Here is a 26,169-nt window from a genome sequence, read left to right on the forward strand (position 1 = left end):
CCGGCGGCCTACGGCGTGTCCCGGCTCACCGTCCCGGCCTGCGGGCGGCGCGGTCCGGCCCGACGCCGGGCCGCCTAGACTCGCAGGGGTGTTGAACCGCATCGACCTGCGCGGTGGCGCGTCCGACCCGCGTCACCTGCTGCCTCGCGCCCAGCTCGACGTCTCGGTGGCCGTCGAGCAGATCCGTCCCCTGGTGGCGGCGGTCCGCGAGCATGGCTACCAGGCGGTCCGCGAGGCCAGCGAGCGGTTCGACGGGGTGGCCCCGGAGGTGCTGCGGGTGCCCGCCGAGGTGATCGCCGCGGCGGAGGGCATGCTGGATCCGCAGGTCCGGGCCGCGTTGCTGGAGTCGATCGCCCGCGCCCGTAAGGTGCACGACGACCAGCGGCGCGCCGACCACACCACCCAGGTGGTGCCGGGCGGCACCGTCACCGAACGCTGGGTCCCGGTCGACCGGGTCGGCCTCTACGTCCCGGGTGGCCTGGCGATGTACCCGTCGACCGTGGTGATGAACGTGGTGCCCGCCCAGGCGGCCGGCGTCCGGTCGCTGGTGGTGGCGAGCCCGCCGCAGCGGGACAACGACGGCCTGCCCGATCCGCGGGTGCTCGCCGCCTGCGCGCTGCTCGGCGTCGACGAGGTCTACGCCGTCGGCGGCGCCCAGGCCGTGGCGATGCTGGCGTACGGCTGCGCCGTCGACGCCACGGGCAGCGCGTACTGCGACCCGGTCGACATGATCACCGGCCCGGGCAACATCTGGGTCACCGCCGCGAAGCGGCTGCTGCGCGGCGTGGTGGGCATCGACGCCGAGGCCGGCCCGACCGAGATCGCCATCCTGGCCGACGACACCGCCGACCCGGTGCACGTCGCCGCCGATTTGATCAGCCAGGCCGAGCATGACCCGCTCGCCGCCAGCGTGCTGGTCACCCCGTCGGTCGAGCTGGCCGACGCGGTGGACCGGGAGCTGGCCCGGCAGGTGCCGGCCACCAAGCACGCCGAGCGGGTCGACACCGCCCTGCGCGGTGAGCAGAGCGGCGTCGTGCTGGTCGACGACCTGGCGGCGGGGCTGCGGGTGGTCGACGCGTACGCGGCGGAGCACCTGGAGATCCAGACCGCCGACGCCCGCCAGTGGGCGATGCGGGTACGCAACGCCGGCGCGATCTTCGTGGGCGCGTACTCGCCGGTGTCGCTGGGTGACTACTGCGCCGGCTCCAACCACGTGCTGCCCACCGGCGGCTGCGCCCGGCACTCGTCCGGGCTGTCGGTGCAGTCTTTCCTGCGCGGCATCCACCTGGTGGAGTACACCGAGGCGGCGCTGCGGGAGGTCGCCTCGCACGTGGTCACCCTGGCCGGAGTGGAGGACCTGCCGGCGCACGGCCAGGCGGTCACCGCCCGGTTCGAGGCGACGGCATGACCACTCTGGACGACCTGCCGCTCCGCGACGACCTGCGCGGGTTGTCGCCGTACGGGGCGCCGCAGCTGGACGTGTCGGTGCGGCTGAACACCAACGAGAACTCCTACCCGGTGCCGGAGCCGGTGGTCGAGGCGATCGGCAAGGCCCTCGCAGCCGAGCTGCGTGACCTCAACCGCTACCCGGACCGGGACGCGGTGGCGCTGCGCGCCGACCTGGCCGGGTACCTCGGTCACCGGCTCACCGTCGACGCGGTCTGGGCGGCCAACGGCTCCAACGAGATCCAGCAGCAGCTGCTCCAGGCGTTCGGCGGTCCCGGGCGCACCGCGCTCGGGTTCACCCCGGCGTACTCGATGCACCCGTTGCTGGCGCTGGGCACCGGCACCCGATGGGTGCCCGCCCGCCGGGGCGTCGACTTCGGACTGACCGCCGACGAGGCGGTGACCCAGGTCCGCGAGCATCGCCCGGACGTGGTCTTCCTCTGCTCGCCGAACAACCCCACCGGGACCGCGCTCGACCCGGCCGTGATCACCGCGGTCCTCGACGTCGCGCCGGGCATGGTGGTGGTCGACGAGGCGTACGCGGAGTTCGCCCGCCCGGGCACGGTGAGCGCGCTGGCGGTGCTGCCCGGGAAGCTGCGGCTGGTGGTGACCCGCACGATGAGCAAGGCGTTCGGGTTCGCCGGCGGGCGGCTGGGCTACCTGGCGGCCGACCCGGCCGTGGTGGCGGCGGTGCAGCTGGTCCGCCTGCCGTACCACCTCTCCGCGCTCACCCAGGCCGCCGCCCGGGCCGCCCTGGCGCACCGCGACGCACTGCTCGGTACGGTTACCGCGATCATGGAACAGCGCGACCGGATCGTCACCGAGCTGCGCCGCCGCGGCCTGCGGGTCGCCGACAGCGACGCCAACTTCGTGTTGTACGAGGTCGGTGGCGACCAGGCGGCCGCCTGGCAGGCCATGCTGACCCACGGCGTGCTGGTCCGCGACGTCGGTCTGCCCGGCTGGCTGCGGGTCACCGCCGGCACCCCGGCCGAGACCGACGCCTTCCTTGCCGCCATCGACAGGATTCAGCGCGAGGGCCCGCCCGCCCCGCAGCCGCGACCGAAAGGCACAGCATGAGCCGGACCGCCCGGGTGGAGCGGATCACCAAGGAGACCAAGGTCCTGGTCGAGATCGACCTCGACGGCACCGGCGTGGCCGAGATCAGCACGGGGGTCGGCTTCTACGACCACATGCTGCACCAGATCGCCCGGCACGGCGGCTTCGACCTGACCGTGCAGACGGTGGGCGACCTGGAGATCGACGCCCACCACACGATGGAGGACACGGCGTTGGCCCTCGGCGCCGCGTTCGACCAGGCGCTGGGGGACAAGGCCGGCATCCGCCGGTACGGCTCGGCCACCGTTCCGATGGACGAGGTGCTGGTCCGGGCCGCCGTCGACCTGTCCGGCCGGCCGTACGTGGTGCACGACGAGCCGCCGCTGGCGCCGTACATCGGGCCGGTCTACCCGACCAGCATGACCCGGCACATCTGGGAGTCCTTCGGCCAGGCGGCCCGGATCACCCTGCACGTGGACGTGCTGCGGGCGGCCCGTCCGGGCGGCCACCCGGACGCCCACCACGTGGTGGAGGCGCAGTTCAAGGCGGTCTCCCGGGCGCTGCGGGAGGCCACCGCCGTGGACCCGCGGGCAGCCGGCGCGATCCCCAGCACCAAGGGGGCGCTGTGACCGGCCGGGTCGACGCCGTACGTCGTGCCGTGCCGCCCGCCGGGCGGGGGTGGCACCGATGAGTGGCGCGCTGCCCACACTGCTGCTGATCCTGGCCGGGGTCCTGGTCGGCGGGACGCTGTCCCTGCACCGGCAGGGGGCGCCGCGCGGCGCGGTGGTGGTCACCGCGCTGCTGGCCGTGCTGGCCACGGTCGCCGGGGTGCTGTGGCTGCTGCCCGGGGAGGGGTCGTGACGGACCGGACCATTGGCCGGCCCTCCGGCGACGGTGGTGACCGGCGCCGGGTCGTGGTGCTGGACCACGGCTCGGGCAACCTGCGCTCCGCCGAACGGGCGCTGGCCGCCGCCGGTGCCGACGTGCTGGTCACCGGCGACCTGGTCGCCGCGGCCGACGCCGACGGGCTGGTGGTGCCCGGGGTGGGCGCCTTCGCCGCCTGCATGGCCGGCATCGACGCGATCGGTGCCGGGCCGGTGATCGCCGAGCGGGTCGCCGCCGGCCGCCCGGTGCTCGGCATCTGCGTGGGCATGCAGGTCCTTTTCGAACTCGGTGACGAGCACGGGTTGGTCACCAAGGGCCTGGGGCTGCTGCCCGGCAGCGTCACCCGGCTCGCCGCCGCCCGGTTGCCACACATGGGTTGGAACACGGTGCAGCCGCCGGTGGACTCGGTGCTGTTCGCCGGGCTGCCCGCGGACAGCCGGTTCTACTTCGTCCACTCGTACGCCCACAGTGACGCCGCCGCCCTGGCCGGGGCCGGCGCCAAGGTCACCACGGCGCACCACGAGACCGACTTCGTCGCCGCGGTGGAACGGGGCGCGCTGTCGGCCGCCCAGTTCCACCCCGAGAAGTCCGCCGACACCGGTGCCGCGTTGCTGCGCAACTGGCTGGCCACCGTGCCCGCCCGTGGCTGAGCCGTCGGGCCGGTCGTGGCCGGCTGGGCCGTCGGGCCGGTCGTGGCCGGCTGGGCCGTCGGGCCGGTCGGGTCGGAGGCCGCGATGAGCAAGGAACGGGCTCAGCGCCGGGCGGCCCGCGAGGCGGAGGCGGCCCGGCGTCAGGTGGTCCGGGAACGCTCGCTCGCCCGCCGGGCCCGGCGCCGGGCGCTGGTCCGCCGGCTGACGCCGACCGTACGACGCGGCCGGACCGGACGCCTGCGGAGGTACTCCCGGGGCGAACGGTCCGCGATCGTGGCGCTGACCCTGGCGGCGATCATCCTGATCTGGATGCTCGTGCCCGACCCGGGGCTGCGCATCGGGTTGGTCGCACTGTTGTTGCTGGTGCTTCCGGTGATCGTGGTGATCGCCCTGGACCGCCGTTGATGAACGCGAGAGGACAAGACACGTGAGCCTCACCCTGTTGCCTGCCGTGGACGTCGCCGACGGCCAGGCCGTCCGGCTCGTGCAGGGCGCCGCGGGCAGCGAGACCACCTACGGCGACCCGCTGGACGCCGCCCTGGCGTGGCAGCGCGACGGCGCCGAGTGGATCCACCTGGTCGACCTCGACGCGGCGTTCGGTCGGGGCTCCAACGCCGAGCTGCTCGCCGACGTGGTGCGCCGCCTCGACGTGCGGGTGGAGCTGTCCGGCGGCATCCGCGACGACGCGTCGCTGCGGGCCGCGCTGGCCACCGGCGCCGCCCGGGTCAACATCGGCACCGCCGCGCTGGAGGATCCGGCGTGGTGCGACCGGATCTGCGGCGAGTACGGCGACCGGGTCGCGATCGGGCTGGACGTGCGGGGTCGCACCCTGGCGGCCCGGGGGTGGACCCGGGACGGCGGTGACCTGTACGAGGTGCTGGAGCGGCTCGACAAGGCCGGCGCCGCCCGGTACGTGGTCACCGACATCACCAAGGACGGCACCATGCGCGGGCCGAACCTGGACCTGCTGCGGGAGGTGTGCGCCCGTACCGACGCGCCGGTGATCGCCTCCGGCGGCGTCTCGACGCTGGACGACCTGCGCGCGCTGGCCACGCTGGAACCGATCGGGGTGGAGGGCGTGATCGCCGGCAAGGCGCTCTACGCGGGGGCGTTCACCGTCGCCGAGGCCCTGGCCACCCTCGCCGAGGCGTGACCGGCGGAGGCAGGGATAGGCTTTCGGCATGACGGTGGCGGTTCGGGTGATCCCCTGTCTCGACGTGGATGCGGGTCGCGTGGTCAAGGGGGTCAACTTCGTCGACCTGCGCGACGCCGGTGACCCGGTCGAGCTGGCGGCGGCGTACGACCGGGCCGGCGCGGACGAGTTGACCTTCCTCGACGTCACCGCCTCGTCCAGCGACCGGGGCACCATGCTCGACGTGGTCCGGCGTACGGCGGAGTCGGTCTTCATCCCGCTCACCGTCGGCGGGGGGGTCCGCACGGTGGCCGACGTGGACACGCTGCTGCGTGCCGGCGCCGACAAGGTCGGGGTGAACACGGCGGCGATCGCCCGGCCCGAGCTGATTGCGGAGATCGCCGACCGGTTCGGCCGGCAGGTGCTGGTGCTCTCGTTGGACGTGCGGCGGGCCCCGGCCGGTACCACCCCCAGTGGCTTCGAGGTCACCACGCACGGCGGCCGACGGGGCACCGGGCTGGACGCGGTGCGGTGGGCGCGGCGCGGCGCCGAGCTGGGCGCCGGTGAGATCCTGTTGAACTCGATGGACGCGGACGGCACCAAGGCCGGTTTCGACCTGGAACTGATCGACGCGGTGCGCCGGGTGGTCGAGGTGCCGGTGGTGGCCAGCGGCGGCGCGGGCGAGGTGGCCCACTTTCCCCCGGCGATCGGCGCCGGGGCCGACGCGGTGCTCGCCGCCAGCGTCTTCCACTTCGGGGAACTGACCGTCGCCCAGGTCAAGGACGCGCTGCGCGGCGCGGGTCACCCCGTCCGCTGATCGGCGACCAGGTCGGTCGCTCAGCCCCGGCCGGAGTGGCCCTCCGGGGAGCGCCGGGGCATCGGGATGGACCGCACCAGATACTCCTGGACGGCCGCGGTGTGCTCGGCCTCGTCGAGGTGCCACTCCGCGGTGCCCGGGGTGTGCCGGCGGCTGAGCACGCCCTGCACGGTGTCGACGGTGGTGGCCAGGCCGGCGCTGGGTCGTGACCGCCAGAGCCGTTCCCCGTCGGGGGTGATCCGGAACCAGCCGTCGGAGACGTCGACCAGGCCGGCGCCGAGCAGCCGCCGGATCGCCTCCTCGATGTCGTGCCGCTCAGGGATCGTGTGGTCGAGGTGGTCGGCGGTGGAGAGCACGTCGGCGAGCCGTACGCCCTCGGGGCGGCGGGTGGTCGGGGAGCGTCGGTGCCGTCCGGCGCCGCTGGCGATCACCAACGAAACGAAGATCCATGCGTCGGTGCGCCGCCAGGCGTTCTCCCCCATGCGGAGATTCTGCCGGGCGACCCGGCTCAAGAAAACACCACCCGCCCCACTGTTACTTGTCGTGACGCGATGGCTCCGCAGGGTTGCCGGGTGGTTTCCGCCGTGCCGGCGGCGGGCCGGTGAGGGTGCGCGGCCGCGCGGGTGGGCGGCGGCCGTAGCTGGTCGGGCTCAGCTGGTCGCCGTCGACCTGCCCGCCGTCGGCCCGCTCGGCTCCGGCGTCGACTCACCCCGATCGGGCGTCGGCTCGGGACGCGGTGCTGGTGAGCGGGTTGGCTCGGGCACGTCGAAGATCGGCAGGAACAGCTGTGCCAGCGGTCCGATGGTCAGCGCGTAGGCGATCGTGCCGATGCCGATCGTCCCGCCGAGCAGCGCGCCCACCGCCAGCACCGCGATCTCGATGAGGGTGCGGACGAGGCGCAGTGACCGGCCGGGCCGGCGGGCGACGAAGCCGGTCATCAGACCGTCCCGGGGGCCGGGGCCGAGCCGGGCGCCGAGGTAGAGCGCGGTGGCGGCGCCGTTTCCGACGATGCCACCGACCAGCAGCGCGATCCTGGCGGCGAGCGGCCCACCGGGCGGCAGCAGGGCCAGGGTCGCGTCGACCGCCAGACCGACCACCACGACGTTGGCCAGGGTGCCGATGCCGGGGCGTTGCCGCAGCGGGATCCAGGCCAGCAGCACCAGTACCCCGACCGCGATCACCACGGTCCCCATGGTCAGTCCGGTCAACTGGGCGAGCCCCTGGTGGAACACGTCCCACGGGTTCAGGCCGAGCCCGGAGCGGATCATCAGCGCCATGCTGATCCCGTAGAGGGAGAGCCCGACGAACAACTGGGTGAGTCGCCGGACCGGCCGGTGCCGAAGGTTGCCAATCATTGTCACGCATGCCACCCTAGGGGCCAATTGGCACCCATAAAGAGCCAATATCGGGGGAGTGGCCATGGGAAGTCAGGTGCGGGGAGTGCAATTGGCCCGGTTGCTCGGGCAGTGGCACGCCCTTCCGGGTCGGCGGCGCAGCCCCGACTACGCGGCGCTGGCCGGCGCGGTACGCGGTCTGCTCGCCGACGGCCGGCTGCCGCTGGGCGTACGCCTGCCGGCCGAGCGCGATCTGGCCGAGGCGCTGCGGATCAGCCGGACCACCGTCACCGCCGCGTACCGGGAGCTGCGCGACAGCGGGCATCTGGCCAGCCGGCGGGGCGCGGGGAGCTGGACCATGTTGCCGGGGACCCACCGGGTGGCCAGCAACGGGCTGTGGATCCCGCTGGACGACCGGGACATGCTCGACCTCGGGGTGGCGGCGCTGGCCGCCCCGCCCGAGCTGTTGCCGGCCGCTCGGGCGGCGGCCGAGGACCTGCCCCGCTACCTAGGCGGGGCCGGGTACCACCCGATCGGGCTGATCGAGCTGCGCGAGGCGGTCGCCCAGGGATACACCGATCGGGGTCTGCCCACCTCGCCCGACCAGATCATGGTCACCAACGGCACGCAGCACGCCCTGGACCTGGTGCTGCGGCTGGCCCTCGCCCCCGGCGGCGGCGTGCTGGTCGAGTCGCCGAGCTACCCCAACGCCCTTGCCGCGCTGTCCGCCCGGCGAGCCCGGATCACCACCTACGGGTTGGCCGCCGACGAGAGCGGGTGGGACGCCGACCTGCTGCTGGGCACTCTCCGGCAGGTGCGCCCGCGGGTGGGCTACCTGATCCCCGACTTCCAGAACCCGACCGGCCACCTGATGCCGGCGGAGCTGCGTGAGCGGCTGGTGTCCACCGCGCATGCCGTCGGCACCGACCTGGTGATCGACGAGTCCTTCGTGGACCTGCCGCTGGACGGCACCGTGCTGCCGCCGCCGACCGCGAGCTTCGACCGGCACTCCCGGGTGGTCAGCATCGGCGGGATGAGCAAACCGTTCTGGGGTGGGCTGCGGATCGGCTGGATCCGGGCCTCCGCGCCGCAGGTGCAGCGGCTGGCCGCCGCCCGGGTCGGCGTCGACATGGCCAGCCCGGTGCTGGACCAGTTGGTCGCCGTGCACCTGCTGGCCGCCGCGCCGGCCATCGCGACAGCCCGGCGGGCGCAGCTGGCCGCCCAGCGCGACGCGCTGCTCGGCGCGCTGGCCGCCCGGCTGCCGGAGTGGCGGGTCACCGTGCCCCGCGGCGGGGTGACCCTCTGGGCCGAGCTGGACGGGCCGATCTCCAGCGCGCTGGCGCGGGCGGCCGAGGAGGTCGGCGTACGCCTGGCGCCGGGGCCCCGGTTCGGCCTGGACGGCACCCTGGAGCGCTTCCTGCGGTTGCCGTTCACTCTGCCGGCCGCCGACCTGGTCGAGGCGGTCGGGCGGATCGCCGCGGTCCGCTACGACCTGGACCGGGCGGGGCTGCCCCGGTGGCGGGAGCCCAGCGTCATCGCCTGATCGTGACCCGGCGGGCCGGGATCCGGCTTTCCACCGCGACCAGCGGGCGGTGGTGGGCAGACTGCCGGGGTGGACAGCGTCCGGGGGCTACGGTGGTCGCGCGGCCTGCGACCGGGCGCACCTGGTTCCCGCGCCACCCGCCTGGAACTCTTCTACGACCTGGTCTTCGTCTTCGCCTTCATCCAGGTGACCACGCTCACCGCCGACACACCCACCCCGCGCGGGCTGGTGCAGTGCCTGGTCGTGCTGGCCCTGCTCTGGTGGGCGTGGACCGGCTTCGCCGTGCTCGGCAACGTGGTCCGTACCGACCAGGGCGTCCTGCCGTTCCTCGCGTTCGCCACCGTGGCCGCGGCGTTCGTGTTCGCCCTGGCCATGCCGCGGGCCTTCCGCGACCTGCCCGGTGGGCTGCCCGGCCCGCTGGTCTTCGCGGTCTGCTACTTCCTGGTCCGCGCCGTCCAGGTGGCGGTCTTCGGTTGGCTCGCCCGGGGCGAGCGGGAGCTGCGCCGCCGCTTCCTGTTCGTGATCGGTCGTGGGTTGCCGGTCGGGGCGCTGATCCTCGCCGCCGCGTTGCTGCCGCAGCGGCTGGCCGGCGAGCAGGAGCAGATCGGCCTGCGGCTGGGGCTGTGGGTCGCTGCGGTCGCCGTCGAGTACGGTGCCGCGTTGGCCCTGGGCGGCAGCGGCTGGACGGTGTTGTCGGCCGGGCACTGGGCGGAGCGGCACGCCCTGATCGTGCTGGTGGCACTCGGTGAGACGATCATCGCGCTCGGGCTCGGTGCCGGCTTCGTGGTCGAGCTGCCGCTGACCTGGCCGGTGATCGTCGCGGCGACGCTCGGCGTGGCGGTGGTCGCCGGATTCTGGTGGGCGTACTTCGACACCCTCGCCCTGGCCGTGGAGCAGGCGCTGCATCGTACCCGGGACCAGCGGGCCCGGGCCGTGCTGGCCCGCGACGCCTACACCTACCTGCACCTGCCGCTCATCGCCGGACCGATCCTGTTCGCCCTGGGCCTCAAACGGCTGATCCACGAGGCCACCGAACCGGCCACGTCGGCCGGGAGCGTGCTGCCCGGGTTCGACCTGCTGGTCCTCCACGGCGGGGTCGCGCTCTACCTGCTGGCGCTGGTGGCGCTCGGTTGGCGGGTGCTGCGGGTGCTGCGCTGGCCGACGGTCGCCGGCTTGGCCCTGCTGGCGGTGCTGGTCCCGGTCGCTGCCCGGGTGCCGGAACTGGTCGCCCTGGGCCTGCTCACGGTGGTCGTGCTGACGGTGACCGTGGTGCAGACGCTGATGGACGCGCGGCTGCGCGGGCAGGTGCGGGACGTGGCGTGGGCCGAGCAGCTCGCCGCCGAAGCCGAGCAGACCGACTGGCGTGGGCGCCACATGTGACGCCGGCGCGTTCCCTGCCCGATACGCGCCGGCCCCGCCCCCAGGATTTGGGAGCGGGGCCGGCGGCGCGGCACGTACCGTCAGATCTCGGCGACGCTGCCCGCGTACATCTTGTCGATCTCGGCGGAGAAGTTGCTCTCCACCCCGCGGCGCTTGATCTTCAACGACGGGGTGATCTCGCCGTCCTCGATGGTCAGGTCACGCGGCAGGATGGTGACCTTCTTGATGGTCTCCCAGCGGTTGAGCTTGCTGTTGAGCTGGTCGACGTACTCCTGGACCATCGCCTCGGCCTCCGGCGAGGCGACGATCTCGGCGTACGGGCGGCCCTCCAGCGGCGTGCCCGTCGCCCAGCCGACGATGGCGTCCGGGTCCAGGGTGACCAGCATCGTGCAGTAGTTGCGCGCCTGGCCGACGACCATCGCCTGCGAGGTGTAGGGGCAGGTCGCCTTGAACATGCCCTCGATGTACGACGGCGCGATGTACTTGCCGCCGGAGGTCTTGACCAGGTCCTTCTTGCGGTCCGTGATGCGCAGGTAGCCGTCGTCGTCGAGGCTGCCGATGTCACCGGTGCGGAAGAAGCCGTCCTCGGTGAACGCGGCGGCGGTCTCCTCGGGCAGGTTGTGGTAGCCCCGCATCACCGGCCGGCCCTTGACCAGGATCTCGCCGTCGGTGTCGATCCGGCACTCCAGGTCGCCCATCGCCTTGCCGACGGTGCCGATGCGCAGCCCGTCCGGCGGGTTGACGAAGTTGCCGGCGCTGGACTCGGTCAGCCCGTAGCCCTCGGAGATCGGCAGGTTCGCCGCGGCGAAGAAGGTGGCGATCTCCGGGCTGAGCGGGGCGGCGCCCGACACCAGCACCCGGATCCGCCCGCCGAGGCGGGCCTGGAGCTTGCTGAAGACCAGCTTCTCGGCCACCGAGTACTTGACCTTCAGCCCACCGGGCAGCGGCTTGCCGGCCTGCTCCAGGGCGACCTTCTCCTTGCCGACGCCGACGGCCCAGGCGAAGATCTTCGCCTTCGCGCCGCCGGCGTCCCGTGCGGTGGTCACCGACTTGTTGTAGACCTTCTCGAAGACCCGGGGCGCCCCGCACATCAGCGTCGGCCGGACCACCGAGAGCAGCTCGACCAGCTTGTCGACCCGACCGTCGACGTACGTCGGCAGGCCGACGTGGGTGGCGCCGCAGAGCAGCGTCTTGCCGAACGAGTGGGACAGCGGAAGCCAGAGGTATTGCAGGTCGTCGTCGCGCAGCAGCCCGACGTCCTCCTGCGCCACGCCTTCCCAGCACCAGCCGGCGTGCAGCAGCTCGACGCCCTTGGGTCGGCCGGTGGTGCCGGAGGTGTAGATCAGGGTGGCCAGGTGTTCCGGGTCGATACCGGCCACGATGCGGTCGATCAGCTCCGGGTCCTCGGCGAGCCGCTGGGCGCCCTGCGCCTCCAGTTCGGCGAGGGTCAGCTGGGGCACCGCCGCCGACGGGTCGGCGTCGCCGTCGAAGAGGACCACGTGGGTCAGCGCGGGCAGGTCCGCTCCGGCGATCTTCGCCGCCTGCACCGGGTTCTCCGCGAACAGCACCTTGGAGCCGGAGTCGGTGATGATGTAGGTGGCGTCCTCCGGCTCGGTGGTCGGGTAGACGGTGGTCGTGGCGCCGCTGGCGCACATGATGCCGAAGTCGGCGATCACCCACTCGATCCGGGTGCTCGCCAGGATCGCCACCGGGTCCTCCGAGCCGACGCCGAGGCCGTGCAGGCCGGCGGCGACCGCCTTGGCGCGGTCGGCGACCTGCGCCCAGGTCAGCCAGACCGGCGAGTCGTCCGGCCCGGGGTGGGCGAAAGCGTGACGGTCGGGGGTCGCTGCCACGCGCTTGAGGAACATGTCAGGGATGGAACGGTACGGTACATCGAGAGCCATCGCTGTAGCCGCCTTCGGGGGTGGAGGCGTGACGGTCGTCACGTCGGTATTCGTTACCGAAGAGTATTGCCTGCGTCGGTTGCATCGGCCAGCCCTGACGATCAACCGCCGCTCCCGTCCCGGCAAATGGAACGGTTGTCTCAGGCGTACCGCTCCGCCGCCCGTGACCAGTCGTAGGTGGCCCGGATCCAGTTCCGTCGCGCCGCCAGCGCCGGCCGCACCGCGTCGCCGTGGCTGGCCAGCAGGTCACTCTCGGTGGTCAGGTACGCGGTGAGCCCGTCGTTGAACCGGTCGGCGGCGGCCCGCAGAGCGGCCGACTCGTCGCCGGTCTCCCGGGCCAGCACGGTGACCAGGTTGTGCGCGTCCGGCCCGACCCGGTGCTCCTTGCCGTAGGAGAAGACGTCGTTGCACCAGCAGACCAGATCGGCGGCGAGCAGGTCCAGCGCGGCCCAGCCGGGGTCGGCCCGGTGGGCGGCCGGCGGAAATCCGCCCAGCGCCAGGTCGGTCAGGGTGAGGCTGGGGTACACGCCGCCGGTGTGCCGGCGCATCTGCACGTACTCGTCCACCGGAGGCACCCGGTCGTGCTCGCGGTTGGCCGCCTCCCAGAGGAGCGCGAGCAGGTACGTGCGCATCGCGGCGGTGAAGCGCAGCAGCACCGCCGGGTGGCGGTGGCCGCGGACCCGCCGGCACAGGTCGGCCAGCGCACGACCCAGCGGCCCGGCCACGCCGGCCGGCACCTCGCCCGGCGCGCCCTGGCGGTCCAGCACGTCGAGCAGGGCGGCCACGGTGGGCGCGAGCCGGGTCGGGTCGTCGCCCAGACCGTCCTCGTCGCAGGCGTCGTCCATCACGAACAGCCAGGAGATCAGGTCGGCCAGCAGGCGCAGACGAGCCAGCGGGGCCTGCGGACAGGCTCGTCCGGCGAGCCCGGCCGCGTCCGCCCGGCGCAGGCGTTGGCTGTTACTGATCAGCCCCAGCCCCTGCGCCCAGTCCGTGCTCTCCCGCGCTACCCGCTCCGTGTCGTCGTGCCGGGCACCGGCGAACGGGGGTTCCTGCAGGGCCGAGACCGCAAAGCTCCGCATCGCGCTCCCTGTCGCGCCGCCCCCCACAGAGCGGCGCGGCAAGCGTACGGGAGCGGTGATGGTGCCGGACCGCCGGGCGGATAACGTTTCGGATTCTGCCGTGACCGGTTCTGCGCAACGGGTCAGAAGCCCAGCTTGGCACCGCGCAACCGCTCCGCCGGCCCGGGGGCCCCGTCCAACTGCACCCGCGCCACCCGCTGCCGTCCGGACAGGAACAGGGCCAGCTCGCCCGGCGCGCCCACCAGTCGCAGCGGTTCGCCGCCCCGGCCGGTGGCGACCTCGCCGTGACCGGGCGCCTGGACGAGCAGCTGGGCCGGGAAGCGGCGCAGCGCCAGCCGGGCCAGCGTCGAGCTGCGCCGCCACAGCGCCCGGTCCAGCCCGGCGGGCAACTCGCGGGGCTGCCACCCGGCCTGGGCCCGGCGTACGTCCTCGTGGTGGATGAAGAACTCCAACGTGTTGGCCAGCTCGTCGGCCAGCGGATTGCTCACCGGGCTCCACACCGGAGGCCGCCGCACCTGGCCGAGCAGGTCGGCCCAGTCGCCGGCCGCGATCTCGCGCCGGACCCGCTCGGCGTACCCGCGCAGCGGCGCGAGCGCGATGCCCGCCGCAGCGTCCGGCCGCCGTTCCCGGACCACCAGGTGCGCGGCGAGATCACGGGTGGTCCAGCCCTCGTTGATCGTCGGGGCGTCCGGCCCCAGCGTCGACATCAGGTCGGTGAGCGCCTCGCGCTCCGTTCGGGCGTACCGCGACATGACAGCGATCGTATGCCGGCGGGGTGACGTCGGACATATCACCGCCGTTCGGCGGGACCGGCCGGTAGCGGTAAGGATGAGGGAGGATTGCGGTGGCTTACGGCGGGGGAGAATGTGGCGAGCGGGACTAGTCGGGATGTGCTCGGTCGCGGGCTGGCCGTTCTCGGGCAGGCCATCCGGGAACAACCGAGGATCTTCGCGGTCGCGGTCACCGGCAGCGTGCTGTTCGGCGTGATGGTGGTCGCCAGCGCGTTCGTGGTCGGTCGGGTGGTCGGCGACGTGGTGGTTCCGTCGATCGAGACCGGCTCGGTCGCGATGGGCGCACTCACCCTGGCGGCCACGGCGCTGTTCGCGATCAGCGTGCTGCGGGTGGTCGGCATCTTCGGGCGGCGGCTCGGCGCGGGATACATGCAGTTCCGCCTCCAGGCCGACTACCGGCGCCGGGTCACCCGCCGCTACCTGGAGCTGCCGCTGTCCTGGCATCACCGCAACGCCACCGGCACCCTGCTGTCGAACGCGAACTCGGACGTGGAGGCCGCCTGGCATCCGATCGCCCCGCTGCCCTTCGCGGTCGGCACGCTGGTGATGCTGGTCGGTGCGGTGGCGGCACTGTTCGTCACCGACTGGGCGCTCGCGCTGGTCGGGTTGGCGGTCTTCCCAGGGCTGTTCGCGCTGAACGTGGCCTACTCCCGCCGGATGGCCCCGCGCCAGGCCCGCGCCCAGCGGCTGCGGGCGGAGGTCAGCGGCATCGCGCACGAGAGCTTCGACGGTGCGCTGGTGGTCAAGACGATGGGCCGGGAGGCGCAGGAGACCGCCCGGTTCGCGGACCGCGCCGGCCAGCTGCGGGACGCGCTGATCTCCGTCGGCCGGCTGCGGGGCGTCTTCGACCCGATGCTGGAGACCCTGCCCGGCCTCGGCACCCTCGCCGTGCTGGTGGTCGGCGCGTTCCGACTGCGGCAGGGCGCCATCTCGGTCGCCGAGCTGGTCAGCGTCGCCTTCCTGTTCACCGTGCTGGCCTTCCCGGTGCGGGCCATCGGCTGGGTGCTGGCCGAACTGCCGCGCAGCGTCGCCGGCTGGGACCGGGTTCGCCGGGTGCTCGACGCCACCGGTGAGATGCCGTACGGCGACACCCGGCTGGACCCGGCGTCGGCCGCGCCGGCCACGCTCACCTTCGCCGACATCAACTTCGCCTACGAGCCGGCCGAGGCGCACCTGCCCGGTGCCGAGGTGCTCGGCGAGGTCGGCTTCACCGTCCCGGCCGGGAAGACCGTCGCCCTGGTCGGGCCGACCGGGTCCGGCAAGTCCACCGTCGCGGCGCTGGCGGTCCGGCTGGTCGATCCGCGCTCCGGCACGGTCGGCATCGACGGGGTGGACGTACGCGAGCTGGCCGCGGACTCGCTGGCGGCCACCGCCGCGCTGGTGGCGCAGGTGCCGTTCGTCTTCGACGACACCGTCCGGGCCAACGTCTCGCTGGACCGGCCCGGCATCGGCGACGAGGCGGTGTGGGCCGCGTTGCGGCTGGCCGAGGCCGACGGGTTCGTCGCCGCCCTGCCCGACGGGCTGGACACCATGGTCGGCGAGCGGGGCACCTCGCTCTCCGGCGGGCAGCGGCAGCGGCTCACCCTGGCCCGGGCGCTGGCCGGACGCCCCCGCCTGCTGGTGCTCGACGACGCGACCAGCGCGGTCGACCCCCGGGTGGAGGCCGCCATCCTGGCCGGGCTGCGTTCGTCCGGGAACGGCGGGCCGGGCGCGTCGATCCTGGTGGTGGCGTACCGCCGGGCCACCATCGCGCTCGCCGACGAGGTGATCTACCTGGAGCGGGGCCGGGTGGTGGCCCGGGGTACCCACCCGACCCTGCTGGCCACCGTGCCCGGTTACGCCGACCTGGTCACCGCCTACGAGCAGGCCGAGGTCGACCACGACCGGCAGCGTACGTACGACGAGGTCACCCCGCTGACCTCCGGCCTGGAGGTTGACCGGTGAGCGCGGATGTTGCTAAGGACGAGGCGGGGCGGGTCGAGTCGACCTGGCGTACGCTGCGCCGCGGGCTGGCGCTCTCCCCGGAGCTGCGGGTCGGGTTGGCCGGCACGCTCGGCCTGGCGCTGGTCTACATGGTGGGCCGGGTGGCCGTACCGGTGGCGGTGCAGCAGGGCATCGACCGGGGCATCGTGGGTGGGCTCGACTTCGGCGTGCTGTTCACGGTGGTGGCGGTCACCGCCGCCGTGCTGGTGGTGACCACCGTCTGCGGCTACCTGATGATGCGTCGGCTGTTCACGGTCAGCGAGACGGCGTTGGCCGGCGTACGGGTGCGGGCGTTCCGGCACGTGCACGACCTGTCCATGCTGCACCAGCAGTCCGAGCGGCGTGGCTCGCTGGTCTCCCGGGTTACCAGCGACGTCGACCAGATCACCCAGTTCCTCCAGTGGGGCGGCGTGATCCTGCTGGTCAACCTCGGGCAGCTGGCGGTCACCACCGCGGTGATGCTGGCGTACTCCTGGCAGCTGACCCTGGTGGTCTTCGTCGCCTTCGTGCCGGCGGTCTTCGTGATCCGGCTGCTCCAGCGCCGGCTCGCCGCCGCGTACGGGGTGGTCCGGCAGCGCACCGGCGCGTTGCTGGCGGCGGTCGGGGAGAGCGTGGTCGGCGCGCCGGTGATCCGGGCGTACGGCATCGCCGGGCGGACCGCCCGGCGGCTGGACGAGGCGATCGACGGCCAGCGGCGGGCTCAGCAGAAGGCGATCCGGATCAGCATCGTGGGCAGTTCCGTCGGCGAGCTGGCCGCCGGGTTGGCGCTGGCCGGGGTGGTGGTGCTCGGGGTGTTCCTCGGCGCCGACCGGACGCTGAGCATCGGTGAGGTCACCGCGTTCCTGTTCCTGGTCACGCTCTTCATCCAGCCGGTGCAGATCGCCACCGAGGTGCTCAACGAGGCGCAGAACGCGATCGCCGGCTGGCGTCGTGTGCTGGACGTGCTGGACGTGGCCCCGGACGTGGCCGACCCGGGCCAGCGGGGGCGGGAGCTGCCGGCCGGCCCGTTGGACATCCGCTTCGCCGGGGTGCGCTTCGCCTACCCGGGCGGCTCGGCTGTGCTGCACGACATCAGCCTGGAGATCCCGGCGAAGAGCCGGGTGGCGGTGGTCGGGGAGACCGGCAGCGGCAAGACCACCTTCGCCAAGCTGCTCACCCGGCTGATGGACCCGACCGCGGGCGCGGTGCTGTTGTCTGGGGTGCCGTTGACCGACGTCCGCTTCGACTCGCTGCGCTCGCGTGTGGTGATGGTCCCGCAGGACGGTTTCCTCTTCGACGCCACGGTCGCCGACAACGTCCGGTTCGGCCGTCCGGAGCTGACCGACGAGCAGCTCACCGCCGCCTTCACCGAGCTGGGGCTGGCCGACTGGTTGGACGGGCTGCCGGCCGGGCTGGCCACCGGGGTGGGGGAGCGCGGCGAGGCGCTGAGCGTGGGGGAGCGGCAACTGGTCGCGCTGGCCCGGGCGTACGTGGCCGATCCGGACCTGCTGGTGCTCGACGAGGCGACCAGCGCGGTGGACCCGGCGACCGAGGTGCGACTACAGCGGACCCTGGACGCGGTCACCCGAGGTCGGACCACCCTCGCCATCGCGCACCGGCTCTCCACCGCGCAGGGCGCGGACGAGGTGATCGTGGTCGACCGGGGCCGGATCGTGCAGCGTGGCCCGCACGACGAGCTGATCCGCGACCCGGATTCGGTCTACGGCCTGCTCTACGCGTCGTGGTTGGAGCAGACCCGGTAGACGCGGTTGGGCCCATGCCCTACTCTTCGAGTTAGGTAAGGCTAACCTCAATGGAGGTGGTGTCATGCGGCCCAGCCCTGCGGAGATCGTCCGGACCCTCGTCGCCGGCCGGCTTACCGGCCTGGTCCACCTGGCCTGCTGGCCCGGCCTGCACCAGGTCCGCCACGTCACCGACCCGGACGGGCGGGTGCTGCTGCTGGTGCCCGTGGTCAGCGACCTCGCCGCCGCGCTGCGTGCCGCCGGCGACGACCGACCCCTCGCCGTGGTGCTCGACGTGCTCGACCTGCCACCCGCCGCCGGAGCGCCCTCGCTCGGCCGGGCGCTGGTCTCCGGTTGGGTGCGGCAGTTGGACGGCGACGAGGCCCGCGCTGCGGCGCTGGACTTCGCCGCAGTGGAGCCCACCGGCGATCTGCTCGACGTCGGCACCCGGTTCCGGCTGTTCCGGTTCGAGGTCGCCGAGGCCCGCTGGGACCGCGCCGGCGTCCTCCGCCGGGTCGACCCGGAGGCGTACGCCGAGGCGGAACCCGATCCGCTGCACCCGGTCGAGGCGGTACTGCTCGCCGATCTCGCCGACCACCACGCCGACCGGATGGCCGGCTACCTGCGCCAGCGACTCGGCCTCGCCGCCGGTCCGGCCGAGGAGGCGCCCCGGGTGGAGCGGCTCGACCGGTACGGCATGGTCGTCTCGTTCGGGCGGCCCGGCGCCCGGCAGCGGGCCCGGCTCCCGTTCGGCCGGCCGCTGGCCGGTCACGACGAGCTGGCCCGGCTGCTGTATTCGCTGCTCTATCCCCGGACCAGCAACTGAGCGGGGCGTCGGCTCAGCCCGGCAGTTCGCCGGTGAGATAGCGCTGGATGGTCGGGCCGACCATGGCGACAAGCGTCTCCGGGGCGGCCGAGGCGACCGGTTCCAGGCGGACGACGTGCCGCATCAGAGCCAGCCCGATCAGCTGGCTGGCCACCAGTGACCCGCGCAGCGGCACTTCCGCCGGGTCGATCTCCAGGTGGTCGAGGACCCGGCGCAGCACCTGGGTGGTCAGGAACTCGCGCAGCAGCCGGGCGGTCCACTCGTTGCTGACGGCGGAACGCAGCAGCGCCACCCCGGCGGTGCCGGCCGGTGAGTCCCACACCGAGACGAACATCCGCACCAGCCGCTCGCCGACACCGTCGCGGTCACCGGCGAGCACCTTCGGCAGCATCTCCCGAGGGTCGACCGGCGCCTGCATGGCGGCCAGGAAGAGCTGGTCCTTGTTGCCGAAGTAGTGGTGCACCAGCGCCGGGTCCACGCCCGCGTCGGCGGCGATGGCCCGGATGGTGGTGCCGTCGAAGCCCCGCTGGGCGAAGGCGGCGCGGGCCGCGTCGAGGATCGCGTCCCGGGTTGCCGGGTTGCCGGGGCGTCGTCCGGTCCGCCGCGCCATCGCCCTCCCTCGCTCGTTCCCGTGGGACGTCCGTGCCCCCGGTACGCACCGGGGCACGGACGACCCGTCAACTGCTGCGCCGTCGCAGGGTGGCCGCGGCGAGCAGCAGCGCCAGCACCGCCGCGCCCGCCACGACGACCACGTCGCGCCACATCGTCGCGGTCGGCTCGGTGTGCGCGCCGACCTCCTGTAGGGCCTCGACCGCGTACGACAGCGGCAGCACGTCGCTGATCGCCTGCAACCAGCCGGCCATCTGGTCACGCGGCACGAAGAGCCCGCAGAGCAGCAGTTGTGGGGCGACCACGACCGGCATGAACTGTACGGCCTGGAACTCGGTGCGGGCGAAGGCGCTGCAGAGCAGCCCGAGCGCGACCGCGAGGACCGCGTTCAGCACGGCGATCATGATCACCAGCCCGCTGCTGCCGGCCGTGTTCAGGCCGAACACCCAGTACGCCACGGCCGAGGCGACGCCGGCCTGCACCGCGCCCGCCAGCCCGAAGGCGATGCCGTAGCCGAAGAGCAGGTCGGCCTTGGCCAGCGGGGTGGTGAGCAGCCGTTCCAGCGTGCCGGTGGTCCGCTCGCGGAGCATGGCGATGCTGGTCACCAGGAACATGATGATGAACGGGAAGAAGCCGAGCATCACCAGCGCGATCTGGTCGAAGGCGGACGGCTGGCCGGGCGGCGTGGGCTGGTCGTTGTACATGTAGTAGACCAGGGTGAGCAGCACCGTGGGCACGACCACCAGCAGGGCCACGGTCCGCCGGTCGTGGCGCAGCTGGCGCAGGATGCGGCCGACGGTGGCGGACAGGATCCGTGGGTTCATGACGCCTCCCGCCCGGCAGGGCCGGATTCGCCCGCTCTGATCAGTCTCAGGAACGCCTCGTCGAGGTCGTCCACCCCAGCAGCGGCCCGGATCGCGTCCGGAGTGTCGTCGGCGACCAGCCGCCCCTCGCGGATGAGCAGCAGCCGGTCGCAGCGGGCCGCCTCGTCCATCACGTGGCTCGACACCAGCAGGGTGGTCCCGGCCGCGGCCAGCTCGTGGAACCGGGCCCAGAGATCGGCCCGCAGCACCGGATCCTGGCCGACCGTGGGCTCGTCGAGCACGACCAGTTCCGGCTCGCCGACCAGGGCACAGGCCAGCGACGCCCGGCTGCGTTGCCCGCCGGAGAGGGTGCCCACCAACTGGTGGGCCGCGTCCGCCAGCCCGACGTCGGCCACCGCCCGATCGGCCTCGGCCCGGCCGCGGCCGTGCAGGGCGGCGAAGTAGTGGGCGTTCTCCCGGACCGTGAGGTCGGCGTAGACGCTCGGCGCCTGGGTCAGGTAGCCGATCCGGTGGCGCAGTTGCGCCGCTCCGGCCGGCTGGCCCAGCACGGTCACCGTGCCGGCGGCGATCACCTGCACCCCGACGACCGCGCGCATCAGCGTGGTCTTGCCACTGCCGCTCGGCCCGAGCAGCCCGGTGACCGAGCCGCGCGGCACTGCGGCGTCGATCCCGTCCAGCACTCGCCGTCCGCCCCGGTTCACCACCAGGCCCCGGACGGCGATCGCGTCGCCCATCGCGTACCTCCAAAAACTCATCGAGTGTTGAAATCAACGGTAGATGAAATACCGGCGGGGAAGCAAGGGCGGAGCAGGCGGCGGTGGAGCAGAGGCTGCGACGGAGCGGTGCGGCCGGACGAAACGGGCTCCGGGGTGACATCCCCATAGCACGGGCGTCGCGCTTCAGACCGGACACCGGGTCCGTCATCGGTCATTGCACCCCGATCGGACCTGCGGCAGGATGGCTTAGTGGATCACGCTCCGTCACCGGACAGTGGGTTTTTCGACGACTGGGCAGCACGGCTGCGGGCGACCGCCGATCGGCCCGTGGTGGGCATCCTGCTGCGCGGTAGCCACGCCCGCCGGGCCGCGACCGCACACAGCGACGTCGACGTCGACGTGCTGGTCGGTGGTGCCCCGTACGCGGCCCGTCGGGCGTACTTCGCGGAGCACTCCGGCCGGCTGACCCACGTCTCGGTCGCCGCTCGGGACGTACGGTCCTGGGTGAGCCGGCTGGGTGAGCCGGCCGACTGGGCGTTCGGCCTGCCGGTGACCGCCCCGGCCCGCCTGCTCTGGGCGGATCCACGCTGGCGGAACCAGATCGACCTGCCGGTGCTCTGCCAACCGGCGGACGAGCCGCGGCTGGAGGAACTGATCGCCACCCTCGGCAAGGTGGCCGCCGCCCGGGACGCCGACGACCCGCTCGGCGCCCGGCTGGCCGCCGCCGACCTGGCCCGGCTCTGCCCGTCGGTGCTGCGGCCGGCGAACGCCTCGGTCCGGGTGGTGTCCCGCCGCTCGGCGTTCGCCGCCGCGCTCGACCTGCCGGTGGCGCCGGTCGGCTACCGGGAGGACATGCTGCGCTGCCTCGGGCTGCGGCCCGGGTCGACCGGCGAGCTGTGGGCGGCGGCGGCCCGCCTGGTGTCCGGCACCCTCCCGCTGATCCGCCCGTACATCGCCGAGGTGGCCGACGCCGCCGGTTCGGATCTCGCCGACGCCCTGCTCGACGGGCGCCTGGACCGCTACGTGGCCCAGTTGGGCCGGCCCGCCGGCGGGCTGCCGTCCGCCAGCCGGGAGTCCGCTGAGGTACCCGCGCCGCGTACGGGACAATGGGTCACTGTGCCCGTACCTGACGCGCCGGTGACCGGCGCCCACCTCGACCAGCCGGAGCCGCCCGGCGGCCCGGACCGGCCGTCGCAGCTCGACCCGGCGATCGCCGCCCGGCTGCGGCGTACCCCCGACGGCCTGGTCGCCGCCGTGGTCCGCCAGCACGACAGCGGCGAGGTGCTGATGGTGGCCTGGATGGACGACGAGGCCCTGCACCGCACCCTGACCACCGGCCGGGCCACCTACTGGTCCCGCAGCCGCCGCGAGTACTGGGTCAAGGGGGCCACCTCCGGCCACCACCAGTACGTGCGCTCGGTGGCGCTCGACTGCGACGGTGACGCCGTGCTGGTCAGCGTCGACCAGGTCGGCGCCGCCTGCCACACCGGGCAGCGCACCTGCTTCTTCACCGAACTTCCCCTCACCTCCGACGAGGTCTCGTCATGACCGACGGCAGGGTCAGCCCGGACGCGGCCACCTTCACCGAACTGGCCGCACGCTGGCGGGTGGTGCCGGTCACCCGGCGGCTGCTCGCCGACGCGGAGACCCCGGTCGGGGTCTACCGCAAGCTCGCCGGTGGCCCCGGCACCTTCCTGCTGGAGTCCGCCGAGCAGGGCGTCGGCTCCTCGGGCCTGGCCTGGGCCCGGTACTCCTTCGTCGGGGTGCGCAGCAGCGCCACGCTGGTCGAGCGGGACGGCGCGGCGGCCTGGCTCGGCACCCCGCCGGCCGGACTGCCGACCACCGGCGACCCGGTCCAGGTGTTGCGCGAGACGGTGACGGCGCTGGCCGGCCCACCCGCCGACCCGGACGGCGGAATGCCACCGCTGACCGGGGGCATGGTCGGCTACCTCGGCTACGACCTGATCCGCCGCTTCGAGCGGCTGCCCGCGCTCACCGAGGACGACCTGCACCTGCCCGAGCTGGGCATGATGCTCGCCACCGACCTGGTGGTGCTGGACCACTTCGACGGGTCGGCGATCCTGGTCGCCAACGCGATCCTGCCGCCGCTGGACGAGCCGGGCCGGGACGCGATGGTCACCGCCGCGTACCACCACGCGGTGGGCCGGCTGGACGCGATGACCACGGCGCTGTCGCGGCCCATCCCGCCGATGGTCGCCACGGTCCGCCGCCCACCGGCCGGTGAGGTACGCAGCCGTACCCCCGACGGCGGCTACCCGAAGGCGGTCGAGGCGGCGAAGGAGGCGATCCGCGCCGGCGAGTGCTTCCAGATCGTGCTCGCCCAGCGGTTCGAACGCGACACCGACGCCGACCCGTTGGACGTCTACCGGGTGCTGCGGACCACCAACCCCAGCCCGTACATGTACCTGCTGCGCTTCGACGACTTCGACATCGTCGGCTCGTCGCCGGAGGCGCACCTGAAGGTGACCGGCGAGGTCGACGGCGAGCGGCGGGCGCTGCTGCACCCGATCGCCGGCACCCGCCCGCGCGGCGCGACGCCGGAGGCCGACGCCCGGCTCGCCGCCGAACTGCTCGCCGACCCCAAGGAGCGCGCCGAGCACGTGATGCTGGTCGACCTGGGCCGCAACGACCTGGGCCGGGTCTGCCGGCCGGGCACCGTCGAGGTGCCGGAGTTCGCCACCATCGAGCGGTACAGCCACGTGATGCACATCGTCTCGACGGTGGTCGGCACGCTGCGCGCCGACCGCACCGCCTTCGACGCGCTCGCCGCGACGTTCCCGGCGGGCACCCTCTCCGGGGCGCCGAAGGTCCGCGCCATGGAGATCATCGAGGAGTTGGAGCCGGTCCGCCGGGGCCTCTACGGCGGCACGGTCGGCTACTTCGGCTTCGGCGGCGACCTGGACATGGCCATCGCGATCCGGACCGCGCTGATCCGCGCCGGCCGGGCCTACGTGCAGGCCGGTGCCGGGGTGGTGGCCGACTCCGACCCGGCCGCGGAGGACCAGGAAACCCGGAACAAGGCCGCCGCGGTGCTCGCCGCGATCGCCGCCGCCGAGACCCTCCGGCCAGCCCGATGAACGCGAGCAGCGCAGCACTGCGGAGTCCCGCGGTCGCCCGTCGGACGGCGGGTTCGGTGACCGCGAGGAACGCAGCGCGGCGGGGTACCGCGGTCGCCGGTCGGAGGGCGGGCTCGGTGAGCGCGAGGAACGCAGGGCTGCGGAGTGCCGCGGTCGCGAGCGGAAGGCGGACCCGGTGAGCGAGGGGTCGGGCACCGAGCCGCGGCCGGCGGCCGGTCGGCGCGAGTTGGCGTACGCCGTGCTGCTCTGCCTGGCCGGCGCGGGCCTGGCGCTGTGGGCGGCGACCCGCACCTGGGTGGTCGACGCCGCCGCGGCGTCGACCCTCGACGAGGGGCGGACCGGCGCGCGACTGCTGCCGTGGCTGCCGGCGCTCGCCCTGGTGGGGCTGGCCGGCGGCGGTGCGGTGCTGGCCACCGGTGGCTGGCTTCGTCGGGTGCTCGGTGGGCTGCTGGCGCTGCTGGGCCTGGCTCTCGCCGCCGGCGGGGGCTACGGGCTGGTGGCGGAGATCGGTGACCAGGTGAGCCGGCAGTGGCCGGCGCTCACGCTGGTCGGTGGCCTGATCGCAGCGGCCGGTGGGCTGTTCACCGCGGTGCGCGGGAAGCGTTGGCCGGCGATGAGCGCCCGATACGAGCGCCGGTCACGGCAGCCGGTCGAGACGGCCGGCCCGATCCAGGGGGCCGGCACGGTGGATGCGTGGGACGCGTTGGACCGGGGCGAGGACCCGACGGTGCGCTGAGGCCGCCTGCGCCGGATCGGGTTCGATCCGGGATCGAGTGGCCTGGCAACCGCCCCGAGACCACTCGATCACAGATCGAGCGCGATCATGGGGCGGTGGCGGGTGCGGGCGGGGTGTGACGGTCAGTTGACCGGCTGGCGGTCGCGGGCGCCCGCAGCGGCGAGTTCCGCCACGAGTCGTTCCAGCGCGACCCGCTGGTCGGCCCGGGCGCGGTCGGCGCAGATGGCCTCCCAGGCGTTGCCCTGCGCGGTCCGCATCCGGGCCGGCCCGACCACGGCGCGCTCCAGCGTCTGGACGACCCCGACGGCGAGCGACGCGACGGTGCGGGAGATGGTGGTGAGGCCGATGGTTTGGTGCGACGCGGAGGAATTCATGATCACCCCGGGGAGAGATCGTCGTGGTGGTCGGGCAGGCGCGCCATCGAGTCTGCCCGAGGAAGATGCTGCCCGGCTCACGTTTCGTGGTGATGACCGCGCCATCAACTCTCCGGCAGGCCCCCTGAGCAGGCAAAGGGACCTTCGTCCTTGAGCTTGCTCACAGCATCGACGCCGGTCGAGTCGCGATCGACCGGTCGCCTCCGGATAATCATCTATATGAGCGACCGTCGATGGCGCAGTGACGCAGAGTCACAACGCGTTCGCGCAAGTCGGCCATTATGCCGCAGCCCATTTCGTGAGGAGCGCCATACCCCCGGCGGTCGGTGCCAGGTAGGGCCCCCTAGCATCGGCCCATGACACCCGGAGAGGGGAGTCCGTTGGTGACTGCTGAGCATGCGCACGCGGAAGGGGACGAGGCCGGCCCGTCGGCGCCCGTCAGCGTGCTCGACGAGATCCTGGCCGGCGTCCGGGAGGACGTGGCCCGGCGGCAGGAGCAGGTTCCGCTGGAGCGGATCCGCGAACTGGCCGCCGCCGCTCCACCGCCGCTGGACGCGTACGCGGCGCTGCGCCGGCCCGGCGTCGCCGTCATCGCCGAGGTGAAGCGCTCCTCGCCGTCCAAGGGGAAGCTGGCCGAGATCGCCGATCCGGCGGACCTGGCCGGCGACTACGCCGCCGGTGGCGCCCGCGCGATCAGCGTGCTCACCGAGGGGCGCTGGTTCGGCGGTTCGCTGGACGACCTCGCCGCCGTACGGGCCGCGGTGAACATCCCGGTGCTGCGCAAGGACTTCGTGGTCTCCAGCTACCAGGTGCACGAGGCCCGCGCCCACGGCGCCGACCTGGTGCTGCTGATCGTCGCCGCGCTGGAGCAGAACGCGCTGGTCGGCCTGCTGGAGCGGATCGAGTCGCTGGGCATGACCGCGCTGGTCGAGGTGCACGACGAGGAGGAGGCCGACCGGGCCCTGGAGGCCGGCGCGCAGGTGATCGGGGTCAACGCCCGTGACCTGCGTACCCTGGAGGTCGACCGGTCCGTGTTCGAGCGGATCGCGCCCGGTCTGCCGAGCAGCATCGTCAAGATCGCTGAGTCCGGCGTGCGTGGCCCGCACGACCTCATCCGGTACGCCTCGGCCGGCGCCGACGCGGTGCTCGTCGGCGAGGGCCTGGTCACCCAGAAGAGCCCCCGGGAGGCAGTGGCCGAGTTGGTCAACGCCGGCAACCACCTGTCTCTTCTACACATCTGACGCTGCCGACGATCGCAGAAGTGT

General features: G+C 73.6%; 26 protein-coding genes and 1 pseudogene. 18 read left to right on the plus strand and 9 right to left on the minus strand.

The annotated features are described in order from the left end of the window. The first annotated feature begins 88 nt into the window (after positions 1-88). From hisD to hisF, 8 genes are all read left to right on the plus strand, one after another. Positions 89-1,408 (plus strand): histidinol dehydrogenase, encoded by a 1,320-nt coding sequence (gene hisD, locus C1I95_RS04735; RefSeq protein WP_111212534.1) that lies wholly within the window; start codon positions 89-91, stop codon positions 1,406-1,408. Continuing rightward, positions 1,405-2,523 carry a histidinol-phosphate transaminase gene (locus tag C1I95_RS04740; RefSeq protein ID WP_111212535.1) on the plus strand — a complete coding sequence of 373 codons (1,119 nt, stop codon included), beginning with the start codon at positions 1,405-1,407 and terminating at the stop codon, positions 2,521-2,523. Before hisD ends, C1I95_RS04740 begins: the two co-directional genes overlap by 4 nt. Beyond that, entirely contained in the window at positions 2,520-3,131 is a 612-nt protein-coding gene (gene hisB, locus C1I95_RS04745) for an imidazoleglycerol-phosphate dehydratase HisB (RefSeq protein ID WP_111212536.1), read from the plus strand. The genes C1I95_RS04740 and hisB overlap by 4 nt, the downstream gene beginning before the upstream one ends. Before the next feature lie 58 nt (positions 3,132-3,189). Then, positions 3,190-3,363, plus strand: a complete 174-nt coding sequence (locus C1I95_RS35690; RefSeq protein WP_171023236.1) for a CG2302 family histidine operon protein — start codon at positions 3,190-3,192, stop codon at positions 3,361-3,363. Beyond that, a complete protein-coding gene (gene hisH / locus C1I95_RS04750; protein ID WP_233513363.1) occupies positions 3,360-4,037 on the plus strand; it encodes an imidazole glycerol phosphate synthase subunit HisH in 678 nt (225 codons plus the stop codon). The genes C1I95_RS35690 and hisH overlap by 4 nt, the downstream gene beginning before the upstream one ends. 84 nt (positions 4,038-4,121) lie before the next feature. Next, positions 4,122-4,442, plus strand: coding sequence for a hypothetical protein (locus C1I95_RS04755; protein ID WP_111212555.1), 321 nt, complete (start codon positions 4,122-4,124; stop codon positions 4,440-4,442). A 22-nt stretch (positions 4,443-4,464) separates the two neighbouring features. Continuing rightward, positions 4,465-5,190, plus strand: coding sequence for a bifunctional 1-(5-phosphoribosyl)-5-((5-phosphoribosylamino)methylideneamino)imidazole-4-carboxamide isomerase/phosphoribosylanthranilate isomerase PriA (priA, locus tag C1I95_RS04760; protein WP_111212537.1), 726 nt, complete (start codon positions 4,465-4,467; stop codon positions 5,188-5,190). A 28-nt stretch (positions 5,191-5,218) separates the two neighbouring features. Then, on the plus strand, positions 5,219-5,986 hold the full coding sequence (gene hisF / locus C1I95_RS04765) for an imidazole glycerol phosphate synthase subunit HisF (protein ID WP_111212538.1): 768 nt from the start codon (positions 5,219-5,221) through the stop codon (positions 5,984-5,986). A gap of 20 nt (positions 5,987-6,006) precedes the next feature. Here the strand turns inward: hisF and C1I95_RS04770 are convergent, their stop codons facing one another. Together C1I95_RS04770 and yczE are read right to left on the minus strand one after the other, a co-directional pair. After that, complete coding sequence (locus C1I95_RS04770) at positions 6,007-6,468, minus strand: hypothetical protein (RefSeq protein WP_111212539.1); 462 nt, start codon at positions 6,466-6,468, stop codon at positions 6,007-6,009. A gap of 168 nt (positions 6,469-6,636) precedes the next feature. Further along, positions 6,637-7,347, minus strand: coding sequence for a membrane protein YczE (gene yczE, locus C1I95_RS04775; RefSeq protein WP_233513364.1), 711 nt, complete (start codon positions 7,345-7,347; stop codon positions 6,637-6,639). A gap of 58 nt (positions 7,348-7,405) precedes the next feature. Between yczE and yczR the strand changes: the two genes are divergently transcribed. Both yczR and C1I95_RS04785 read left to right on the plus strand, forming a co-directional pair. Further along, a complete protein-coding gene (yczR, locus tag C1I95_RS04780; RefSeq protein WP_111212541.1) occupies positions 7,406-8,863 on the plus strand; it encodes a MocR-like transcription factor YczR in 1,458 nt (485 codons plus the stop codon). 69 nt (positions 8,864-8,932) lie between these two features. Next, complete coding sequence (locus C1I95_RS04785) at positions 8,933-10,243, plus strand: low temperature requirement protein A (RefSeq protein ID WP_233513365.1); 1,311 nt, start codon at positions 8,933-8,935, stop codon at positions 10,241-10,243. A gap of 80 nt (positions 10,244-10,323) precedes the next feature. Here the strand turns inward: C1I95_RS04785 and C1I95_RS04795 are convergent, their stop codons facing one another. From C1I95_RS04795 to C1I95_RS04805, 3 genes are all read right to left on the minus strand, one after another. After that, on the minus strand, positions 10,324-12,147 hold the full coding sequence (locus C1I95_RS04795; RefSeq protein ID WP_111212542.1) for an AMP-dependent synthetase/ligase: 1,824 nt from the start codon (positions 12,145-12,147) through the stop codon (positions 10,324-10,326). Between the two features lie 140 nt (positions 12,148-12,287). Further along, complete coding sequence (locus C1I95_RS04800) at positions 12,288-13,226, minus strand: terpene synthase family protein (protein ID WP_111212543.1); 939 nt, start codon at positions 13,224-13,226, stop codon at positions 12,288-12,290. Positions 13,227-13,348: 122 nt separating this feature from the next. Further along, complete coding sequence (locus C1I95_RS04805; protein ID WP_111212544.1) at positions 13,349-13,978, minus strand: TIGR03085 family metal-binding protein; 630 nt, start codon at positions 13,976-13,978, stop codon at positions 13,349-13,351. Positions 13,979-14,092: 114 nt separating this feature from the next. On the opposite strand from C1I95_RS04805, the gene C1I95_RS04810 reads away from it, so the two are divergent. From C1I95_RS04810 to C1I95_RS04820, 3 genes are all read left to right on the plus strand, one after another. Next, positions 14,093-15,961, plus strand: coding sequence for an ABC transporter ATP-binding protein (locus C1I95_RS04810; RefSeq protein ID WP_111212545.1), 1,869 nt, complete (start codon positions 14,093-14,095; stop codon positions 15,959-15,961). Beyond that, complete coding sequence (locus C1I95_RS04815) at positions 15,958-17,742, plus strand: ABC transporter ATP-binding protein (RefSeq protein ID WP_111212546.1); 1,785 nt, start codon at positions 15,958-15,960, stop codon at positions 17,740-17,742. Before C1I95_RS04810 ends, C1I95_RS04815 begins: the two co-directional genes overlap by 4 nt. Positions 17,743-17,806: 64 nt before the next feature. Beyond that, positions 17,807-18,547: a DUF2470 domain-containing protein gene (locus C1I95_RS04820; RefSeq protein ID WP_111212547.1), complete on the plus strand. Its 741-nt coding sequence runs from the start codon at positions 17,807-17,809 to the stop codon at positions 18,545-18,547. A gap of 13 nt (positions 18,548-18,560) precedes the next feature. Here the strand turns inward: C1I95_RS04820 and C1I95_RS04825 are convergent, their stop codons facing one another. The 3 genes from C1I95_RS04825 to C1I95_RS04835 form a co-directional block, all read right to left on the minus strand. Continuing rightward, positions 18,561-19,157 carry a TetR/AcrR family transcriptional regulator gene (locus C1I95_RS04825; protein ID WP_111212548.1) on the minus strand — a complete coding sequence of 199 codons (597 nt, stop codon included), beginning with the start codon at positions 19,155-19,157 and terminating at the stop codon, positions 18,561-18,563. 67 nt (positions 19,158-19,224) lie between these two features. Beyond that, positions 19,225-19,980 carry an ABC transporter permease gene (locus C1I95_RS04830; RefSeq protein WP_111212549.1) on the minus strand — a complete coding sequence of 252 codons (756 nt, stop codon included), beginning with the start codon at positions 19,978-19,980 and terminating at the stop codon, positions 19,225-19,227. Continuing rightward, on the minus strand, positions 19,977-20,714 hold the full coding sequence (locus tag C1I95_RS04835) for an ABC transporter ATP-binding protein (protein WP_111212550.1): 738 nt from the start codon (positions 20,712-20,714) through the stop codon (positions 19,977-19,979). The genes C1I95_RS04830 and C1I95_RS04835 overlap by 4 nt, the downstream gene beginning before the upstream one ends. A gap of 594 nt (positions 20,715-21,308) precedes the next feature. Here C1I95_RS04835 and C1I95_RS36150 point away from each other — a divergent pair. The 4 genes and pseudogenes from C1I95_RS36150 to C1I95_RS04850 all read left to right on the plus strand — a co-directional run. Next, positions 21,309-21,626 (plus strand): annotated as a pseudogene (locus tag C1I95_RS36150) (phosphoribosyl-AMP cyclohydrolase); the annotation flags it as partial. Between the two features lie 186 nt (positions 21,627-21,812). Further along, positions 21,813-22,244, plus strand: coding sequence for a phosphoribosyl-AMP cyclohydrolase (gene hisI, locus C1I95_RS36155; protein WP_111212557.1), 432 nt, complete (start codon positions 21,813-21,815; stop codon positions 22,242-22,244). Then, entirely contained in the window at positions 22,241-23,794 is a 1,554-nt protein-coding gene (locus C1I95_RS04845) for an anthranilate synthase component I (RefSeq protein ID WP_111212551.1), read from the plus strand. Before hisI ends, C1I95_RS04845 begins: the two co-directional genes overlap by 4 nt. Positions 23,795-23,969: 175 nt before the next feature. Further along, positions 23,970-24,530 carry a Trp biosynthesis-associated membrane protein gene (locus C1I95_RS04850; protein ID WP_111212552.1) on the plus strand — a complete coding sequence of 187 codons (561 nt, stop codon included), beginning with the start codon at positions 23,970-23,972 and terminating at the stop codon, positions 24,528-24,530. A 122-nt stretch (positions 24,531-24,652) separates the two neighbouring features. Here C1I95_RS04850 and C1I95_RS04855 read toward each other — a convergent pair whose 3' ends face one another. Continuing rightward, complete coding sequence (locus C1I95_RS04855) at positions 24,653-24,904, minus strand: hypothetical protein (protein WP_111212558.1); 252 nt, start codon at positions 24,902-24,904, stop codon at positions 24,653-24,655. Positions 24,905-25,347: 443 nt separating this feature from the next. Between C1I95_RS04855 and trpC the strand changes: the two genes are divergently transcribed. Further along, positions 25,348-26,145: an indole-3-glycerol phosphate synthase TrpC gene (gene trpC / locus C1I95_RS37430; RefSeq protein ID WP_199523608.1), complete on the plus strand. Its 798-nt coding sequence runs from the start codon at positions 25,348-25,350 to the stop codon at positions 26,143-26,145. Positions 26,146-26,169: the final 24 nt, after the last annotated feature.

The organism is Micromonospora craterilacus, from assembly GCF_003236315.1.
In the GTDB taxonomy this organism is placed as follows: domain Bacteria; phylum Actinomycetota; class Actinomycetes; order Mycobacteriales; family Micromonosporaceae; genus Micromonospora; species Micromonospora craterilacus.